Below are 21,316 nucleotides of genomic sequence, written 5' to 3' on the forward strand. Positions count from 1 at the left end.
TTTTTTCTACAAACCTGCTATTTCTTTAATTTCATCAATAGCTCTAAAAGCCAATACATCTGCAGTTTCTTGAGAACCACTTTCTGTATAAATTCTAATAATAGGTTCTGTGTTAGATTTACGTAAGTGCAACCACTCGTTGGCAAAATCTACTTTTACTCCATCAATAGTGTTTACTTCCTCATTCTTATACTTTTCTGCCATTTGTTCTAAAATAGCATCAACATCTAATGTTGGCGTTAACTGAATTTTATTTTTACTCATGTAATATTCTGGATAAGAATCTCTCAATTCTTTACATGACTTTCCTGATTTTGCTAAATGAGATAAAAACAATGCCACCCCAACCAAAGAATCACGACCGTAGTGTGACTCTGGATAAATAATTCCTCCATTACCTTCTCCACCAATTACTGTATTGGTTTCTTTCATGGTAGTAACCACGTTTACTTCTCCTACAGCACTTGCTGTATACGTTCCTCCGTGTTTTTCCGTCACATCTCTTAAAGCTCTAGATGATGATAAGTTAGAAACTGTATTTCCTCCTCCTAATTTACCTAACACATAATCTGCACAAGCAACCAAAGTATACTCTTCACCAAACATAGAACCATCTTCGCTAATTAAAGCCAATCTATCTACATCTGGATCTACCACAATTCCAAAATCTGCTTTTTCTTTAACTACCAATTTAGAAATATCTCCTAAATGTTCTTTTAAAGGTTCTGGATTGTGAGGAAATTGTCCGTTAGGTTCACAATACAATTTTACACACTCTACACCCATTGCTTCTAACAAAGCAGGAATAAAAATTCCTCCTGTAGAATTTACCGCATCTAAAACAACTTTAAATCCTGCTTTTTTAACAGCATCTACATCTACTAGTTTTAAGTTTAAAACTTCTTGAACGTGTTTTTCTATATAGGTATTATCTTCTTTATAAGTTCCTAAATCATCAACTTCGGCAAAAGTAAAAGCATCTTTTTCTGCAAATTCAAGAATTTCTTTCCCATCCTCTCCATTTAAAAATTCTCCTTTTTCATTTAACAACTTTAAAGCATTCCATTGTTTTGGATTGTGCGATGCTGTTAAAATAATTCCACCGTGTGCTTTTTCTAAAGGAACAGCCACCTCAACAGTTGGAGTTGTAGACAACCCTAAATCGATAACATTAATTCCTAAACCAATTAATGTGTTTGTAACTAGACTACTAATCATAGCCCCAGAAATACGAGCATCTCTACCTACAACTACATTAATTTCTTTAGCTTGATTATTTCTTGCTTTTATCCAAGTACCATAAGCAGCTGCAAATTTTACTGCATCTAAAGGAGTTAAATTGTCTCCAACCTGCCCTCCAATGGTACCTCTAATTCCTGAAATTGATTTAATTAATGACATTTTCTTTTCAATTTTTTATGAAGGTTTATCCTTGATTTTTTTCTCTAATGTATAGGTAAGTAGCTATAATTCCAAATATAATGTTAGGTAACCAAGCCATAAAAAGAGCATCGGAATCCGGAGCAGAACCCAACACTTTAGCTACTTTCATAAAGAATACATAAATAAACATTAACCCTACTCCAATAGCTAGGTTAATTCCCACTCCACCTCGTTTTTTTCTTGAGGCTAGTGACACTGCTATTAAGGTTAAAATATAGGCAGAAACTGGCAAACTTGTTCTTTGATACAGTTCTACATAATAAGAGTTTAAGTTTTTAACTCCTCTTTTTTCTGATTTTTTAATAAACACAGATAAATCATCTGAAGTTAAGTTCATAGATTTAGAACCAGATACTTTTAAATCTTCAGGAGTAAAGTCTAACACAATTTCCTTGTCTTTACCTGATGACAGAGAATCTCTGTCTGAATACACAAAACGTTCTGTATAATCTGGTAATTGGAATACTGCTTTGGCCGTGTCCCAAACAATATTGTTAGATACTAATTTGTATTTAATTTTAGTACCCTCAAATTCTGAATACGAAAAGTTAAATCCTCTGTTTCCAGAAATATTAAAACTTTTAATGTAGACTTTAGCGCTATCGTTTAACTGCAGGTTAAAGTTTTTTACATTTCCTCTACCTCCTGTGTTTTTATCAATATATCTTTTCTCAAACTTATGTCTAATTTCATTTCCTTTAGGCACCACAAAGTGATTCATAGCCAAAGCTACACTTGCTAAAATGGTAGCTCCTATAAAGTAAGGTCTTAAAAAACGAGTAAATGATATATTGGCACTACTGATGGCTATTATTTCTGTATTGCTCGCCAATTTAGAGGTAAACATAATACAGGCAATAAATGTTGCCAATGGCAAAAAGGTATTTCCGTAATAGATGATAAAATTTAAATAGTAATCTCTTAAAATTTCTATAAGTGTTAAATCATCATGACGTAAAAATTTATCAACTTTTTCAGAAACATCAATTACTACAGCAATAGGTATTAAAATAAACAGCGTAAAAAACACCGATTTTAAATAACGTAGTAATATGTATTTGTCTAAAATTCTCAAGCCTATAATCTATTATCCATTTGTTTTACCATTCTATCTTTCCACTCTCTAAAGTCTCCTGCTAAAATATGTTTTCTAGCTTCTCTAACCAACCATAAGTAAAATCCTAAATTGTGAATAGTAGCAATTTGTTTTCCTAAAAATTCGTTAGATACAAATAAGTGACGTAAATAGGCTTTAGAATACTCGGTATCTACCCAAGTAATTCCAGCTGGATCTACAGGAGAAAAATCTTTTTCCCACTTTTTATTTTTAATATTAATGTGTCCTTCTGATGTAAATAACATTCCGTTACGCGCATTACGTGTTGGCATTACACAGTCAAACATATCTACTCCTAAAGCAATGTTTTCTAAAATATTAATTGGAGTACCTACTCCCATTAAATATCTTGGTTTGTCTTCTGGTAAAATACTACAAACAACATCTGTCATTGCGTACATTTCTTCTGCAGGTTCTCCTACAGAAAGACCTCCAATAGCATTTCCTTCTGCTCCAGCATTTGCAATATATTCAGCAGATTGCTTTCTTAAGTCTGTATAAGTACTTCCTTGTACAATAGGAAAAAATGTTTGTTTGTAATCGTAAATTTCTGGTGTTTTTTCTAAGTGATTGATACATCTATTTAACCATCTATGTGTCATATGCATAGATCGTTTAGCGTAATTGTAATCACAAGGATAAGGAGTACACTCATCAAAAGCCATAATAATGTCTGCTCCAATTTTACGTTGAATTTCCATTACGCTTTCTGGTGAAAAGAAATGATAAGATCCATCTATATGACTCTTAAACTTTACTCCTTCTTCTTTTATTTTTCTTCTTCCTGATAAAGAATATACTTGATATCCTCCTGAATCGGTTAAAATAGGCTTATCCCAATTCATAAATTTATGCAACCCACCCGCAGCTTCTAACACATCGGTTTTAGGTCTTAAATACAAATGGTAAGTATTACTCAAAATAATATCTGGATTGATATCTTCTTTCAACTCACGTTGATGAACTCCTTTTACGGTTCCCATAGTACCTACAGGCATAAAAATAGGGGTTTCTATTACTCCGTGATCGGTTGTAACTTCTCCTGCTCTTGCCTTACTCTTAGGGTCTAATGCTTCTATCTTAAATTTCATAGCGACAAATATAGTATAAAGTACGGAGTATAGAGTAATGAGTATTGAGTTTTAAACACTCCTATAAGATGTCTTTATATACTAAATAATGTTGCTACAATTCTAAAAACAAACCACCGCTGTAAGAAGGGGCTGCATATATTATTTTTCCAGAAACGGCAGAAGTATAATTTAAAGACACTCCTAGTTTTTTAGTTAAATAATAAGCCAATTCTACTCCCACACTTGTGTATTCTACATTGTTCGCAAAAATGCTTCCTTGTGCTGTTTGTGCCGATAAAGAACCATTATTAAAAGAGTTTACCGAATACAACCGAGCAATGGCCCAAAATTTTTGAATAGGTTTTATACCCAACTCTAATCCGTAGTGAAATTCATCAGAAAAACCTTGAGTTCTATTATTAAAAGCGGTAGTTATTTTTCCATAACCTCCTACTTTGTTTACCTTAAAAGGAACTCCTAAATCAAATTGTAGTTGTTGATTAAATTCTCCATCTCCTGTTTGAAAACTTCCATCGCTTCCTCCTGTAGATTTTCCTGTTGGAAATCCTAATTTTAAAGATCCTGACAAGGCTAACTTGCTAGATTTGTGTAATGCGTAACGTAAAGCCACATCAACATCACCTAAAGCATTTACAGCTTCCCCTTCTTGCAAAGTGTTTCCTGTTACTCCAGACACTCTTTTGTTCTGATAAACTCTTACAAAAGGCACATAAGTAATTATATCTATTTTATTGGTAACTCCATATTCGGCATACAAACTAGTTGTAAAATTTCCTCTTGTTGCGTTGGGGTCTATTTCTCCAGAACTTGTATAATGCTGATCGGCTACTAAAGACCAAAAAGACAATTTGTAATATCCTTTTCCCTCTCCTTTTGTCCATTGTGCTTTTGCTTGCTGTACAAATAACATCAATACTACTATTCCTAAAATTTTATGTCTCATTTTTATTCGTTATCTGTTATTAAAGCCTCCCCTACCTGAATGGTAAAAGGTCTACACCAATGCACTAAATATCTATAATCGTTAATTCCAACACCATCAACAGTAAAACTAAAAGCTCCTGTGTAATGAGCACCATCCGCATCATCAAAAGCATCTACCTGATAAGCGTTTGTTAAAGAATTTGGATTGTTGGTTAAAAACATGGCAAAACCTGGTAAAGTAGTATCTGCTCTGTAATTATCGGCTACATCTATTCTAATTCCTGAACTAGTTTCTACAATGGTAAAATCTCCGCTAGAAACATAAGACGATGTTTTTTGTAAACTTCCTTTTTTTTCGCCATCACTAGGTGTTGGTTCTGGAATTGGTTCACCTGCTTTTAAAACCGTAATTGTTCTACTATCTGATAATTCTCCGTTATTTCCATTTACTTTTACAGTAATTGTAGCAATTCCTTCTGCAACTCCTGTAATATTAGATGTTAAATTATCTACAGACAACACAGCTGGATTAGTGGTTTCCCATGTTAGTGTTCTAGTTTCTATTTGCGCTACTTCATTAAAATAGGATGCTTTTAATATTATAACATCACCCTCTCTAATGGTAGAAGTATTAGTAATGATTCTTACCTCTTCGGGAACGGCATCGTTTATAATATCTTCTTTTATACAAGAGGTACTACTTAACACAAGTAGTAAGGAAAATAAGATTTTAAAAATTTGCATAATTTATGTTATTATATGTAAGATCTGATGTTTAAGTCGATAGCTTTGCATATAGTTTACAAGTTTGATGAAAAAACAAATTATGTATATCTTAAAAGCGTGTAAAAATATATTGATAGATTTAAATTCTTATTGATGAAAATGCTAAAAAGCTTAAGTATTATTTTTCTAATTCTGATGAGTAATCCCGTAACATCTCAACAAAGTATTGGTATAAACGTAACCGGGCTTGAGCGTTTTTGGGATGAAACCCCTGTAAATTACAAAACTATTATTGGTGATATTGATGAATTACACAATCAAGGAATTAGAAATATTAGACTTCCTGTTTCTTTTGAATATCAATTTAAGCAAAAATCTAAAAGACGATTTTTAAAAGAGCTTGTTAAAATTGTAAAGCATGTTAAGAAAAAAAACATGACTTTAATTGTTTGCTACTTTGACAACAGAATGGACAAATACAGTAATTACACCAATATTAACACCCTTAAAGATGATTGGAAATATATTGCTAGAAAACTAAAAAGATATTCTGATTGTATTTCTTACGAGTTGGTAAACGAACCTAATTTATATCCCATTCAATGGGACAGTGTGGTTCATGAAATTGTTCCCGAGATAAGAAAAAAGGATAAAAAGACAACTATACTAATTGGTGCCACCAACTACAATAGCATCTATGAATTGTCTAGAAAAACACCTTTTCCTTATGAAAACCTAATTTATACCTTTCATTTTTACGAACCTTTTTTATTTACACATCAAGGAGCAGAATGGGTAGGAAACCAAACAGCAACAGTAAACATTCCTTATCCGTACGATTCTATTAAAATGCCTAAAATAAATGTAAAAAGTATAAATACTCCTGGAGAAGTAAATTACAAAGACTATTATTTAATGGCTAATAAAACAGCTTTACAGCATAAAATAGAAATTATTCATCAATGGGCTAAAAAATACAATGTAGAGGTTTGGTGTACAGAGTTTGGTGCCATTAACTCTATTTCTAAAGCAGATAGATGTAGGTATTTTAAAGATCTAATTGCAGTTTTTAAAGAAAAAAACATCCCTTATTATATATGGGAATACAAAGGAAACTTTGGAGTTTACAACACTAATAAAACTCTTGAATGTTTTTAGTTATTTTATAATTTTAATAATTCTAAACGCATCGCACACAAAAACTACTTTGCTTCTATAATTATTATATCCCAAAGCTGTATTTTCAATTTCTCTTAAATTAATAACCACCTTATCTAAATAATAAAACGGAGATTTGTCATTAGAAATAACTACGTAATCACAATACTTTTTAGGATTGTAAAGTGCTTTTTTAAAGTCAGCCGATACATTAGAAACAAAAATATTGTTCTTTTTGTTGTAAGCAATCATAGGATACATAATAGATCTATCACATAAAACAATTGAGTTTTTAGGTGTTTTTAATTCTAAAAATCTTCCACCATTTTTGTATTGAGACAAAACATCATTTTGCTCTTTTTCTACAACACTTTTATAATAAACATGCTCCGAAGTAAATGTAGATGCTTTTAAATATGAATACTCTCCATAAATACTAATAGCAAACACACATGCATAACTAAAATACACTGGTACTTTTTTACTAAAATATCTGTGAGGTGATGTTGCTACAGAAGCTATGGCTGATGCTATAATAATTACATAATAAAACAATCCCATATATTCTATTTGGCTATCTCTAAGCAAAACATACAACAATATTGGAACAGATAATAGTATAAATATTTTTAAGCCTCTTTTATAATTCATGATCAGTTCAAACACATAAATAGGTGTAATAAAAAGAACAATACTTAAAAAAGAAAAATCGTTTACAGCCTTATTATTAAAAGTCGTTAATACATCTACATTTAGCAAACTTAGCTCTCTATTACTATTCCATTTAGCTCCTAAAGCATTGTAAAAATAAAAGGAATCATCCCCCATTAAATAATTAATAAACAAATACAATAGCAAGGTTACCACTGGAAAAAAACCAATAATAAAAACCATAGAATTTAAATGCCCAACATATTTTCTTCTTAAAGAAATGTGTTGCGTAATTTTAACATACTTAATAATAACATTTGATGACAATCCTTTAATTCCATAAATACTAAATACAAATACATGAAAAAATAAGATTAACAGTATCCATAAAATTCTAAAATCTAAAAAAACCGCCAAACTTAAAATAATACTTAAGATGGTGATGTGATAAGTTGTAAACCTTATAATATAATTAAATAGATAGAAAAATATTAAAAAGTAAAGTATATAAAAGGCATATACTGATGTTCCTGATGTAGCAGCATAAAACGTAATAGGACTACAAAGAAAGTATAAAAACAACAAGATTTTAATTACCTTATTTTGTTTACTTCCTACACTAGTAACCAAAGCTGTTACAAAAAAAGACGTATAAAATATAGAAGCAAAAAAAGGAGCATCTACTGCACTAAATATAGAAAACGGATAAGACAATACGTTTGTTAACAACGGATAGGATAGAAAAAAATTCTTAACCAACTCCTGGTTACCAAACAAGGTGTTTATATGACTGGTAATAAATAAAGGCTCAAAATTTAAATACCCATCTTCTCTTATTACAGTTGTTAACAAACCATAAAACACGATATAGAAAAACCATATCATAAAAAAAACAAGCGTAGAACTCTTTAAATTAAATTTAGCCATACCTTTTAGTTTAATTCTTTTTTTTAGTTAAACCATGATTGGTTTTTTCCCAATAAAAAGGTTTGGTTACTAATTGATGTAATCCTTTATAGGCCGAAATTGAATGCATTAACCAATAAACAGGATTGGCTATTGCATATAGTATTAACGAATATGAGCTTCTTTTAAAAATAGCAATCATATTGGTATAAATCATAATTAGGTTTCCTAAGGTAAAGTTTATTAAAGAAATAATAATTAACCAATCTGGAAACAACAACTCCACCCACTTACTTTTAAAACAAATATAAATCAGTAAAAAAAGTAATAAAATAGGATAGCTTAAAAAGGTAAACACAGTTCCTCCAATAAAAAACTGGAATCCAAAAAAACCTCTAGCTCCTATGGATTTGTACAATTTAATAGGATTACGCATATGTACCAAATAGGTTTGCATATAGCCCTTAATCCATCTTGATCTTTGTCTAATCCAATTAAAAAATTCGTTATTAGCTTCTTCATAAGTTGTAGAATCTAAGACTGTAATTTTATAATCTTTTGCATAACAGCGCAGACCTAAATCGGCATCCTCAGTTACATTAAAACCATCCCATCCACCAAGTTCCATCAATTTATCATATTTAAAATGATTACTTGTTCCTCCTAAGGGAATTGGAATTCTAAGGCTGTCTAAACCAGGTAACATATAATCAAACCAATAAGAATACTCCAGCGTAAACATTTTGGTTAAAAAGTTTTCGCTTTTATTAAAGTAGTTTAAGGCACATTGTATGGCTATATAGTCATCTGGCAGTTTCTGAAACAACTTATAAGTTTGTTTTAACTGATCACTATCAGGAATATCTTCGGCATCGTATATGGTCAAATATTTTCCTTTAGAAAAATACAGCCCATAATTACAAGCTTTTGGTTTTGTTTTGGGTTGTGCATAAGGAACAATAATAGGATCAAAATTGGTAGGAAACTTCATTTGCTTAATCGCATTGTAAGTCATATCATCATCTGATTCAATCAGTAACTTTGCATCTAACTTTTCTATAGGATAATCTAAATTATTTAAATTCCAAACCAATTTTTGAATTACTTCTGACTCCTTAAAAACAGGTAAGTGAATGGTATAAATAGGTAAGTCATTATCAATTATAGCATCTATTTCTTCTTGATCTACTTTACTTTCTAATTCTGTTTTAGAACCGTGAATGGTTAACATAAACTTAAATAATATTGAACTTAGCAAAAACAAGTTCAATATTAAATTGGCTCCTATTAACGTATCTACAAAATTAAAAAACAAGAACACTAAAAAGATTAAAAACAACACTCCTAAAGCTACAACTTGTTTTAAAGTAAAGGTTTCTATGGCACAACTGTTAGGGTCGTTTTCATAGAGATGAAATACCGATTTGTGTAAAATTTCTCCTCCGTATTTTAAATGTAATGCTTTGTTTAAATCTAACTCATTGGTCACAAAAATATCTGTAACTGTTACTTTTAATTCTTCTTCTATTAATCTAATATTATTAACATCAGAAGGATCTGCAACCACAAATGCCACCCCGTTGTTGTGTTCTATTGGGAATACTAAACTGTTTAAGAATAAGTTAAATCGTTCGTGAGTATCCGAAAAAGATTTGTAGTCTTCAATTTTATCACAATCTATTACATAGCTAGGTAAATCTGATTCTGTGATTACTTTTTGATAATGAAACCGAGAAATAAATCCGTGATTTAAAGCTGCTTTTAAAAACGATTTATTTAACTCTATTTTAATTCGTTCTATTACCGCAACTTGTTTTGGTGTAAGAAGTCCTGTTTCTATAAATAGTTCTTTTCTATAAATATTGATATTTAAACCTCTCATATCATTTATAGTTTTATCACACTAAATACTTGCCACCCTCTACCAATAGCCACATTTCTGTTCCACACATCTGCAAAGCCACCCGCATACAACGAAAATTTTGGAGAAAATTCGTATCCTAAACTTAGAGTTGTTTTAACAATGTCAAAATCTGGAGTTATTTGAATATTTTGTTGCGAAACTGTAAAATCATCACCTCTAGACAAAAAAACATCTACATCTCCCAATACAATAACTTTATTGGTAATTCTATAGCCTTGTGAACCATACAACTTAAATTGATAAGGTCCGCCTGGATAAAATGCTTTAACTCCAAATTCTAATTGATGGAAATTATCATTTACTCCCATCCATTTTGAATTTCCTGAAATGTTAATTTTTAACTCAGTCCCAAATCTATCAAAACCAACAAAGGGTCCTACATCATTATTATACAATGGAATTGTAGTCATTAAGGATGCCATTAAATAATGGAATTCTCCTGTTTTTTTTAAATGCATTTTAACTCCTAATTCTACATCTCCTAATTCATTATTTTCATCAAAGGTAGAGTCATCAGCATAAGTACTTCTTACATAGGGTATGTTTCCTATTAAACTTAATTTATTGCTAATTAAAGGAGCTGAAAAATAGAGTTTATATACGTAATTCTCGTAAAAACCATTATTGCTAAAATCAGATTTTGTTCCATTTTGATCTCTTTTCGTATCCGTGTAATAATGAGTCACAGATGGAGACAACAGCACCTCTCCTTGCCCTTGTAACCATGGGTTCTGTGAATAACACACGCATGCGTTTAGAAACAGAAAAAATAGAATAATCTTATTTCGCATTTTCGATTTTTGCTTTAGATTCTTTAGATTTTTGATAAATAAACACCAATATTAATATGGCTAAGATTAGCAATACAGAAACGATAAACAATCTATACTTTGCCCAAAAATCATCTAATAAATAGGTTAAATAGCTCTTATCATGATTGTCGTTTATAATTCTTAAATCAAAAAAGTAAGATTTATCGTTGTTAGCAACAATTACGTTTCCTGTATCCGAAATAGTTTGCTCTCTAATGTTAGATACTAAGGATAACAAGGTGCTTTCGCTATAATCTGAAGGAATATTAACCAACATAATAGGAGTCCCTTGGTGGTAAAAAAGTTGGTTGAATCCCATGTTTTTTTCGTACTCTACATTAAAGAAAGGGTTAATTTCTTCTGATCTATATTCTACAGCATTGTTTTTAAACTTTACAAAAGGAGATTCTCCAAAAAAGTCTGAAAACTTACTGCTGTTTGCACTTATAATTACTTTAGAGGTTTCCAAATCTTCTTTAATATCTTTTAAATTTCCGTTTTTAACTGGAGGATAAATAAAACCAGATAATCCAGCTTCTCCAGGGTTGATGATATCTATTAATTCTGAAACTGTACTTATTAATTTATGCTCTGCTTTTAAATCTGTATAAATGGTAATAGGCTTAGATTGAAAGTTTTCTGGAAATCTAAAAAATGATAAAGATGAAGACTGTTCATAGCCAATAGGTTTAAAATAAGAATTTACAACATCTACCTGTCCATAAAAAGTAGCTGCATCTCCCGCACATAAACCTCCTTTAGGAATAAAATAGAATTCATATCTAAAATTATTCTCTTGTTGCATGATAATGTCATCAAAATCAAACCCAATATTTAATTCTCCTGTAGTGTTTAATTTATAAGAGCTTAAAAAATTATCATTAAAATATAAATTAAAATACCCTTGTTCCCCATCATTTAAAGGCCTGTATTTTCCGCTTATTTTAACATCCATTCTTTTTACGTTAGATCCAAAGTTAGATCTAGGCATAGAAATATTAGACTGTATGTAACCTATTCCTTGTAAAATACTGTTTTGAGCTCCTAATTCTTTAAAATAAATAGGTTCGTAATCTTTTCTTTTTGGAATATCTAATAATTTAGCTTGCTTGTTTACAAACACATAGTCTACATAAGAAGAGTTTAATAAGTGCTTTTGTAATAAGAAGTGGGCTCCTTTGCTAAATCCTTTTTTAGATTTTCCGGTAACCACAATGTTTTGTCCTGTAAATTCTTCTTGACTTATAGAGTCTTTGTATTGATCTCTATAAATACTAACCAAACCAGCATCTTTATCTTTATAACTTGGTAGTTTTTGTTTAATTTTTTTATTTAATTTTTCAAAAGGCATTAATATAATTGCATGATTTATAACACTGCTATTATACTCTTGAATGCTTTTTACTTCTAAATCTAAACCATAAACTCTTTTTAAGTAAAACTTAATATATGATGCATATTGTATTTCTTCAATATCATTTTCTTCAGACAGAACAATGTACTTAAGATCGGGAACAGTAAAACTGATTGTTTTCTTAATAACTGCTTTTTTGGTTGGTAAAATTTTATAAGAGAAAAAAGAGTTTTCTGTTAACTTTACCCAATATCCACCTTCTGAATAAATTTCACAGGTTTCTGCCCCAATTTTTAAATTGGTTTTTATGGTTAATTTTATAAAATCAGAAACTATATATTTTTGCTTAATTGGAATTTTAAAATTGATTAATTGATTTTGATTTTTTAAAAAACGTGTTTCTACAGGTGTATCTCCTAACAATACAGAAATATGACTTTTTTCAAAATCAATAACATTAGAACAAGTAAATTCTAAGTTAATGTAGCTATTTAAAGCATCTACATCCTCATTAACAGGAATGTATATATTTTCCATTCCTTTGGCTCCATTAATAGTAATTTCGTCATTATAGTCGTATTCATCAAAATGTTCCACTATTTGAGCAAAAGAGTTGGTTTGCATTCCAACCAATAGCATCAATACAATAAAATAATATTTTTTCATCATTACTTAGCTTTGTTTATATGTGTGAAATTGTATTTTAAGTTCGAATCCCATTGTTTCAGAAGACACATAACTAAAATAACCATTCATTTTTTCTGTTAATTGTTTAGATATTCTTAGCCCTATTTTAACACTATCGTTGTGTTTTTTATAGTCGTAGTTTACGTACTCTACATCTCTAAAATAGCTTTCTATTTCTGAGGTATCTATTCCGTGTGTTTTGTTAGACACACTTAAAATAGTATTACGATCAATATTCTCTAAAGAGACTTTTATTTCATCATTATTATTAGAGAACATAACCACAAAGTTTAGAATGTTATAGACTACCGTGTTAAACATTCTTTCGTTTGCTTCTATAAACAAATTAGCATCTATTAACTCTTCTGTATATCTTAAGCTTTTTTCTTCCATAGAAGTTTTAAAAGACTCTAAAACTCCTAAATACACTTTTTTAACATCTACAGAATCAACCAAGAAATTTTTATTAGTTGCATTCAAATTAATAGGCTTAAAATAAATGGAACTTTGATTTCTTAAGTTTTGAATTAAAGAATCTAGCTTATCTACTTTTTTCTTTCTTTCTGGAATAACACCATTTTTAACGTCTGCTAAAGCTTCATTAATTTTATTTAAATCGTCACTTATCTGCTGAAATAAGAATTTAAATTCGTTTTCTTTTCTTAATACTTTCTCTAATAACTCTTCGTATTTTTTTCTGGTGGTAGATAGTTCGTCAATTAAATCGTTGGTTTTATCGTAACTATTTAATTGTTCTTTTGTTTTTTCTACCAATACTGTTTTTCTTGTTTTAGGAAAAAAGAGACTCACAAATCCTAAAGATAAAAAAACATAACCTCCTTGTTTTAAAATCTCAACAGGGTCGTTAATTACATTAAAAGCTACCAATAAACTAAAGGTTGCTATAACCAGTAAATATTGTATAAAACTATTAATAACAGCCCATACTGCAATGGTATTAAAACTAACAAACAATACAACAATAAGAGTAGTATACATTAGTCTGTTTCCAATTCCTGTTTCTGACATAGTGATTAATGCCATAAAATTAAAACTGAACAGGATTATATGAATTAACATATTAGGAGTTCTGTACCGTTGTCTAGAAATTCTGTAGACAACATAAAAAAACACCAAAAGGAACAACTTTAACAATACAAAGTTTAACCAATCTCTACTTAAAATAAGTATATCTAAAATAATAGTAAGCAGAATTACAGCATTTAAACTCCAGAAAATAGTGTTTCCAATTTTCCAAAACTCTAGTTGTAATTGTTTGATTAATCTAGTCCCCAAATTTGCCCCTTAATTGTTAGTGGCAAATATAGTAATATTCACATTTGTTAGCGTTACAAAACCGTTATCTTTAGCCCAATAGCTTATTTACTGCTATAAAACATATTATTAACTGTTTTTAAAAAACACCTACATTTCTATTTCCTAGCCTATTAGCTACAAATGCTAAAATAATTAATTGGGTAATGTGGTATACCATAACAGGCAGCAAGTACAAGCCTGCACTAGAGTTGTTTAAAAAAATAATTTTTAACATGGCAGAACCATGCACTAAAGATTTTTTGGAACCACAAAATGTGGCTGTAATTTTATCTGCCACAGAAAACCCTAACAACGCAGACAGCAAATAAACAAAGCCCATTAACAGACTAAAAAGAAGTACAATAATTAAGAATAAAGAAACTAAACCGAACAAGCTTACACCAGCAAAAACATCTTCTAAAATAGACGTACAAAAACTAGTGTATACAATTAAAACAATTACTGCTTTATCAAAAAAAGCAATACGTTTAGAATTCTTTTTAGCATAAAATCCTATCCTTTTGTTAAGTACCACCCCTATAGTTAAAGGTGCTACAATTTGCAGTAATAATTTTAGAAAAACATCAGACAAAGACATACCTCCTGTAGTGGCTACAAATAAACTAATCCAAATAGGTGTTACAAAAACTCCTATAATTCCAGAAATACTTGCATTAAAAATTGCCGATGGAACATTCCCTTTGGCCAAAGAAACCATTACTACAGAAGATGAAACAGTAGAAGGTAAAGCTGCTAAAAAAAACAAACCTATCCAAAATTCTGTCCCCACCAAACTACTTATAATAGGCTTAAACAGCAATACAACTATTGGAAAAATTAAAAAAGTGGTTATCTGAATTAAAACATGTAGTTTGTAATTTTTTAACCCCGATTTTATTTCCTCAAAAGAAAGTTTTAATCCGTAAAAAAAGAAAATACAGGCAATACCAATATTTGTAACTTGTTTTACATGCAAAAGAGCTGCTCCCGTTGGAAATAAGAAAGCCACTGTAATGGCTAAAAACAAAGAAAGGATAAACCCATCAACAGGTAATTTTATTTTATTTTGGAACATTATTTGGTAAGTACTATTAATTCATTTTAAAATCTAAATTAAATCTTTTGAAACTTATTCTTTCATCTATAATTGATAAGTTTATAAAAAATTAGCGTTTATCATTCTATGAAAAAATTACTTATAGCCTCCGTATTTATTTTTGCTATTATTTCTTGCAATAGCATCTCAAACCCTAAAACAAAAAATCAAACAGCTACTAGTTCTGCCATTCCAACAGATACTGATGTTAAAAAAGGAACATTATCTAATGGAATGACCTATTATATTAGGCTAAACCCTAAACCCGAACAAAAAGTAGAACTCCGTTTGGTTGTAAAAGCAGGTTCTGTTTTAGAAACAGACAAGCAATTAGGATTGGCTCATTTTATGGAGCACATGAACTTTAATGGATCTAAAAACTTTAATAAAAATGAGTTGGTAGATTATTTGCAAAGCATTGGAGTAAAATTTGGAGCGCATTTAAATGCCTATACTAGTTTTGATGAAACTGTATACATTTTACCAATTCCTACAGATAATGATGAAAAGCTAGAAAAAGGATTTCAAATTTTAGAAGACTGGGCTTTTAACGCTTCTTTAACAGATGAAGAAATAGATAAAGAAAGAGGTGTAGTTTTAGAGGAGTATAGATTAGGATTAGGTGCTGACAAAAGAATGTTAAAAGAATACTTACCTAAATTAATGTACAATTCTCGTTACGCAGAACGTTTGCCTATTGGGACTAAAGAGGTATTAGAAAATTTTACTTATGAAGATTTAAGAAGTTTTTACAAAGATTGGTACAGACCCGATTTAATGGCAATTGTAGCTGTTGGTGATATTTCTGTTGATGTTTTAGAAGAAAAAATAAAACAACATTTTAATAAATATCCTGCTGCAAAGCATCCTAAACAACGCACAGAATACACCAGTCCAAATCATAAAGAAACATTAGTTTCTATAGTTACAGATCCTAAAGCTTCTAGATCTACAGTACAATTGTATTACAAAGGAAAAGAAAAAGCAACTCCTACAAAAACAGTTAACGATTACAAAGAAGATTTAACCATTAACTTATTTAACACTATGCTAAACAATCGTTTAGAAGAGTTAAAAAATTCAGAAAACCCTCCTTTTATTTATGCTGGTACTTGGTATGGTAACTTGTGGGATAAATCTAAAAATGCCTACCAAAATTATGCGATTACTAGCGAAACAGGACAACTAGAAGCTTTTAAAACCTTAATTACCGAAAACGAACGTGTGTTGCGTTATGGTTTTCTAGAAAGTGAATTAAATAGAGCCAAAAACGCTTTACTAAATGCTATGGAACGTGCTTTTAACGAAAAAGACAAAACAGAATCTAGCCGTCATGCCTCTGAATACATTCAAAATTTCTTAAACCAAGAACCTATTCCAGGTATTGCATGGGAATTTACAACTATTAAAGAATTGTTACCTAAAATCACCCTAGATAATTGTAACTCATTAATTGCAAACTATATTCATGACGACAATAGAGTGCTTATTTTTACAGGACCTGATAAAAAAGAGGTGAAAAAGATTTCTGAAAACGAAGTTCTTAACCTATTAAAAGAGGTGAAAAACACGACCTTAAAACCTTATGAAGAAAAAAACTTAGGAGCTTTAATGAGTACAATTCCTACAACAGGAAAAATTACAAGTATAGCAAAAGATACAATTCTTAATATTACCAAATTAACACTTAGCAATGGAGCTAAAGTAAGTTACAAACAAACAAACTTTAAGAACAATCAAATTCTATTTAACGGGTATAGCTATGGAGGCTTATCTTTATATACTGATGAAGAAATTCTAAAAACAAGCTTAGCCAACAGAGCATTAACAGAAGCTGGAGTAAACGGTTATTCTAAAACTGATTTGCAAAAAATATTAGCAGGAAAATCGGTACGTGTTTATCCTTCTATTGGAGGATTAAGCGAAACTATTAACGGATCTACTACTCCTAAAGATTTAGAAACATTTTTTCAACTAACTCATTTGTATTTTACCAAGTTAAATTATGATGAATCTGCCTACAATTCTTATAAAAACAAACAAGCAGCGTATCTTAAAAATGCAATTTCAAGACCATCTACCTATTTTTCTATAGAGTTAGACAACTTTTTAAATCAAAACAACCCAAGACATGTTGGCTTTCCTACAGAAGAAAAATGGAATAAAACTAGCTACCAATTAGCTTATCAAAAATACTTAGAGCGCTTTGCAGATGCCTCTGACTTTCACTTTTATTTTGTAGGTAATTTTGATGAAGAAACTTTACAAAATTATTGTAAAACTTACCTAGCATCGTTACCTAGTACTTATTCTAAAGAAAACTATAAAAATGTATCTTCTAAACCATTAGAAGGAATTTTAGAAAAACACGTAACAAAAGGTGACGAACCCAAAAGTTTAGTGAAAATTATTTTTTCTGGAACTTCTGAAAACTACTTACCTAATGAAAATTATTATTTAAAAAGCCTAGGAGAACTTTTAACTATAAAATTGGTAGAACAACTTAGAGAAGAGGAAAGTGGTGTTTATGGAGTAAGTGCAAGAGGTAATATTCATAAACTTTTACTTAAAAAATACAATTTCACTATTTCTTTTCCTTGTGGACCCGAGAATGTAGAAAAGCTATCAGAAAAAGCTTTAGCCGAACTTGAAAAAATAAAAAAGAATGGAGTGTCTGAAAAAGATTTAAATAAAATTAAGGAAACTCAATTGTTAGAACATAAAGAGGCCTTAAAACAAAATAACTTTTGGATAGGAACTATTAAAAATGCAGATTTCTTAAAAACAGATGTTCATCATATTTTAAATAAAGAAGACAAAATAAAATCTTTAACCTCTGACCATCTTAAAAAAGTAGCCAACAAATACTTAACCAAAAACAGAATTATTGCAACACTAAAACCAGAATAAAGCAAAACAAAAAACCCTCAACATATGTTGAGGGGTTTTCTTTGCGGAGAAAGAGGGATTCGAACCCCCGGACCTGTTACAGTCAACAGTTTTCAAGACTGCCGCATTCGACCACTCTGCCATTTCTCCTGAGCGTCTCACGATTTCTCGTTTGCGTGTGCAAATATAGTAAGTATCTTTTATTTTGCAACAAAACTTTTAAAAAATATAATAACTGATAATTCACAGATATAAAATATACTCATAACAAGTATTATATATTGTTACATTCCCATAAAAAGTACTAAATTGTTTTAGTAAAGAAATATTAATACCCTGCTAACAAATGATAATATTTCTTACTTTTACTGATAAGACTTTAAAAACAGACTCCCATGAAAATATTAGTAGCAGAAGATGACAACTTAATCCGAAGCGCACTTGAGTTCAGGTTAAAAAAAGATAATCACGATGTAACTATAGCTGTTGATGGTAGTGATGCTCTAAAAAAAATTGAACAAGACATACCAGATATTGTAATTACAGATATAATGATGCCTTTTGTTTCTGGATTAGAACTAGTGGGCTTAATTAAAGAAAAATATCAGGATAGAATAAAAATAATTGTGTTAACAACTATGGGGCAAGAAGATGTTGTTTTAGAAGCTTTTGGACTAGGTGCAGACGATTTTATACCTAAACCTTTTAGCCCTAACGAACTATCTGTAAGAATTAAAAGATTTTCGTTAAAATAAAGATTAATGTATCTATTAAATCTGTTGTTTTTTCTTTCGCTATACTTTAGCGCTATCCTTTTAGTAACGATGGTCTTCTTTTCGTATGCAAACAAAAGAAAAAAAAACAGATACTTATCTTGGGATAAAGAAACTAATCATCTTATTAACGAATACTTATTTGCAGAAAAAAATAGGGTTATAGAATTATCCGAAAACGTTAAAGAATTAAGTAAAACAAAACCTTTTAGAGACTTTATTGCTAAAAAAATTATTATTGCTGTTAAAACTTTTTCTGGAGAAACTACACGTAATCTAAAAAAACTGTATTTGCTTTTAAAATTAAACGAAGATACTCTTTACAACAGCAAGCACGTATTCTGGTATCTTAAAGCTAGAGCTATTAGGAATGCTGGAATTATGAAATTAGATAATTTTCATGATATTATTTTTGAAAACACAAATCATAAAAATGATTTAATCAGAATTGAATCTCAAATTGCTTTAATTAGACTTATTGGCTTTGATGGATTAAAATTTTTAAATATCATCACTTATCCTATTTCTGAGTGGTATCAAATTGTTTTGTTAAAAGAACTAAAAGTATTAGACCCAGATCATTTTAAGGGTATTAAATTCTGGTTAAAATCATACAATAAAAGTGTTATTATTTTTGCTTTAAAATTAATTGGAAGCTTTCATTTATTTGATTTTTATACAGATACCCAAAAATTATTACAGCATAAAAACAAAAAAGTAAGACTACAAGCAATTCAATCTATCTCCAAAATATTTAAAGAAACTACTGCTACAGAATTGTTCGCTATTTTTGATAAAGAACCTATTGAAAATAAAACTGCTATTCTTAAAGAAATATCAAAATTTAAGGATCCCAACACAATAGAACCTCTTCTAAAACTATTACATTCCGAAAATCCTTCTTTAAAAACAAAGATTGCTAAAACAATTATTACTGTAGACAAAAACGGCATAGCTCTTTTAGAAAAACAATCAGGAGCAAACGCGCATCCCTTAAATACAATTATATCACAACTTAAAGAGGAAACAAATTCATGAATTGGACAACCAGTATCATACTAAACTTTATAAGTTGTTACATTCTGCTTTCAGTCATTATCCATGTCTGTATTGCTGCTATATCTATCATTAAAACAAAGTATTATTACAACAAGAACAGTTTTACAGACTACAACACCTTAGTATCCTCATCTAACGCTCCAAATATTTCTGTTATTACGGTAGCCTATAATCAAACGGATATAATCCTAAACAATGTAAAACAGTTACTTTCTACCCACTACAATAATTTAGAGATTATAATTATAAATAACAGCAACTCAGATAATGTTCTTAAAGAATTAATAGACACCTACAATTTACAACCCGTTAACGTATTTATTGATTCTAAAATTCCTACCGAAAAAATAAAAACTATTTACAAAAGTAAAAACCCTATTTACAAAAAAATCATTGTTGTAGATAAGCCTAAAACCAACAAAGCAGACTGTTTAAACACGGGAATTAACATTGCTAGTAGTAAATATATTACTCATATTAACTCTAACTGCATACTAGAACAAGATGCTATTTTAAAATTATTACAACCCTTTTTAGAAGAAACAACACAAAAAATAATTGCAACAGGTGGTATTATTCAAACTAAAGCAGATACTACTTCCACACCACAAACATTTCTAAAAAAAGTAATAAACAACACATTAGTCTTAAAGCATTCTAAAACTTTGTTATTAGAATATATGGGTGGCACTAAACTTAATGAACTTTTATTTAGCTCTGGTCTTTTTATGGTTTTTGATAAAAAAACAGCCATAGAATCTGGTGGTTACACTTCAGAAAAAACAGGAGAAGACATAGAGTTAATTATGCGTATGAGACGTTATATGCAACAAAACAAAACTCCGTATAAAGTTGTTTTTATACCCGAAAACTTATGTTGTAAAAAAGAAGAACCCAATATTAAAAACCTAATATCAAAACAAAGTAGTTGGATTTTTAAACTATTAGAAAGTTTTAACTCGCATAAAAAAATATTTTTTAATCGCGCTTATGGATCACTAGGCCTTTTTAATTATCCTTACTGGCTTTTTTTCAAATTCCTAGTTCCTTTTTTTAAAGGAGTTATTTTTACTTATTTAATAGCTATTTCTTTACTCGGACAAGTGTCTTGGGAATTGGTTTTTAATTTATTTATTCTATTATACAGCCTTAAAATTATACATAGTTTTATTGCCATTTTAACAGAAATAATCATACAAGATCAACACCATAACAATTATTCTATATCAAAAAAAATAGCAACAGCTATTTTAGAACCTTTTGTTTTGAATCCTATTAGCATTATATCTTTTTTTAAAGGAAGTTTTCAATACATAAAAAGGAAATAAAACCTTAATCCCTTTTATTTATTTTAAAGTATCTAAAAAGAAACTCCAAATTGTTTTT

General features: G+C 29.8%; 16 protein-coding genes and 1 tRNA gene. 5 read left to right on the forward strand and 12 right to left on the reverse strand.

Annotation, left to right across the window (positions count from 1 at the left end):
* Positions 1-6 precede the first annotated feature (6 nt).
* The 5 genes from glmM to GGR97_RS08930 form a co-directional block, all read right to left on the reverse strand.
* Positions 7-1,401: a phosphoglucosamine mutase gene (gene glmM, locus GGR97_RS08910; protein WP_167898171.1), complete on the reverse strand. Its 1,395-nt coding sequence runs from the start codon at positions 1,399-1,401 to the stop codon at positions 7-9.
* Between the two features lie 25 nt (positions 1,402-1,426).
* Positions 1,427-2,518: an LptF/LptG family permease gene (locus tag GGR97_RS08915; protein ID WP_167898172.1), complete on the reverse strand. Its 1,092-nt coding sequence runs from the start codon at positions 2,516-2,518 to the stop codon at positions 1,427-1,429.
* Positions 2,519-2,520: 2 nt separating this feature from the next.
* Complete coding sequence (gene tgt, locus GGR97_RS08920; protein ID WP_167898173.1) at positions 2,521-3,651, reverse strand: tRNA guanosine(34) transglycosylase Tgt; 1,131 nt, start codon at positions 3,649-3,651, stop codon at positions 2,521-2,523.
* 94 nt (positions 3,652-3,745) lie between these two features.
* Positions 3,746-4,597: a hypothetical protein gene (locus tag GGR97_RS08925; RefSeq protein ID WP_167898174.1), complete on the reverse strand. Its 852-nt coding sequence runs from the start codon at positions 4,595-4,597 to the stop codon at positions 3,746-3,748.
* 2 nt (positions 4,598-4,599) lie between these two features.
* Positions 4,600-5,322, reverse strand: a complete 723-nt coding sequence (locus GGR97_RS08930; protein WP_167898175.1) for an Ig-like domain-containing protein — start codon at positions 5,320-5,322, stop codon at positions 4,600-4,602.
* Positions 5,323-5,499: 177 nt separating this feature from the next.
* On the opposite strand from GGR97_RS08930, the gene GGR97_RS08935 reads away from it, so the two are divergent.
* Positions 5,500-6,462: a glycoside hydrolase family 5 protein gene (locus GGR97_RS08935; protein WP_167898176.1), complete on the forward strand. Its 963-nt coding sequence runs from the start codon at positions 5,500-5,502 to the stop codon at positions 6,460-6,462.
* Here the strand turns inward: GGR97_RS08935 and GGR97_RS08940 are convergent, their stop codons facing one another.
* The 6 genes from GGR97_RS08940 to GGR97_RS08965 all read right to left on the reverse strand — a co-directional run bounded on the left by GGR97_RS08940 (position 6,463) and on the right by GGR97_RS08965 (position 15,188).
* The gene (locus tag GGR97_RS08940) at positions 6,463-8,040 is read right to left on the reverse strand and encodes a hypothetical protein (protein WP_167898177.1); all 1,578 of its coding nucleotides are present in this window, start codon (positions 8,038-8,040) and stop codon (positions 6,463-6,465) included.
* Between the two features lie 10 nt (positions 8,041-8,050).
* A complete protein-coding gene (locus GGR97_RS08945) occupies positions 8,051-9,901 on the reverse strand; it encodes a glycosyltransferase family 2 protein (RefSeq protein ID WP_167898178.1) in 1,851 nt (616 codons plus the stop codon).
* 5 nt (positions 9,902-9,906) lie between these two features.
* Positions 9,907-10,734 (reverse strand): hypothetical protein, encoded by an 828-nt coding sequence (locus GGR97_RS08950; RefSeq protein ID WP_167898179.1) that lies wholly within the window; start codon positions 10,732-10,734, stop codon positions 9,907-9,909.
* Positions 10,724-12,778, reverse strand: coding sequence for a cellulose biosynthesis cyclic di-GMP-binding regulatory protein BcsB (locus GGR97_RS08955; protein WP_167898180.1), 2,055 nt, complete (start codon positions 12,776-12,778; stop codon positions 10,724-10,726). Before GGR97_RS08955 ends, GGR97_RS08950 begins: the two co-directional genes overlap by 11 nt.
* 3 nt (positions 12,779-12,781) lie before the next feature.
* Complete coding sequence (locus GGR97_RS08960) at positions 12,782-13,840, reverse strand: ATP-binding protein (protein ID WP_167898181.1); 1,059 nt, start codon at positions 13,838-13,840, stop codon at positions 12,782-12,784.
* Between the two features lie 370 nt (positions 13,841-14,210).
* The gene (locus GGR97_RS08965) at positions 14,211-15,188 is read right to left on the reverse strand and encodes a bile acid:sodium symporter family protein (protein ID WP_167898182.1); all 978 of its coding nucleotides are present in this window, start codon (positions 15,186-15,188) and stop codon (positions 14,211-14,213) included.
* 108 nt (positions 15,189-15,296) lie between these two features.
* On the opposite strand from GGR97_RS08965, the gene GGR97_RS08970 reads away from it, so the two are divergent.
* On the forward strand, positions 15,297-18,119 hold the full coding sequence (locus GGR97_RS08970; RefSeq protein ID WP_167898183.1) for a M16 family metallopeptidase: 2,823 nt from the start codon (positions 15,297-15,299) through the stop codon (positions 18,117-18,119).
* Positions 18,120-18,163: 44 nt separating this feature from the next.
* Here GGR97_RS08970 and GGR97_RS08975 read toward each other — a convergent pair.
* Positions 18,164-18,248 (reverse strand) — tRNA-Ser (locus tag GGR97_RS08975).
* 245 nt (positions 18,249-18,493) lie between these two features.
* On the opposite strand from GGR97_RS08975, the gene GGR97_RS08980 reads away from it, so the two are divergent.
* The 3 genes from GGR97_RS08980 to GGR97_RS08990 are packed head-to-tail and all read left to right on the forward strand — an operon-like array spanning position 18,494 to position 21,258.
* On the forward strand, positions 18,494-18,853 hold the full coding sequence (locus GGR97_RS08980; protein ID WP_167898184.1) for a response regulator transcription factor: 360 nt from the start codon (positions 18,494-18,496) through the stop codon (positions 18,851-18,853).
* A 6-nt stretch (positions 18,854-18,859) separates the two neighbouring features.
* On the forward strand, positions 18,860-19,909 hold the full coding sequence (locus tag GGR97_RS08985) for a HEAT repeat domain-containing protein (RefSeq protein ID WP_167898185.1): 1,050 nt from the start codon (positions 18,860-18,862) through the stop codon (positions 19,907-19,909).
* Entirely contained in the window at positions 19,906-21,258 is a 1,353-nt protein-coding gene (locus GGR97_RS08990; protein ID WP_167898186.1) for a glycosyltransferase, read from the forward strand. Before GGR97_RS08985 ends, GGR97_RS08990 begins: the two co-directional genes overlap by 4 nt.
* Positions 21,259-21,316: the final 58 nt, after the last annotated feature.

The sequence above is a fragment of the Wenyingzhuangia aestuarii genome (genome assembly GCF_011927765.1).
Lineage (GTDB): Bacteria > Bacteroidota > Bacteroidia > Flavobacteriales > Flavobacteriaceae > Wenyingzhuangia > Wenyingzhuangia aestuarii.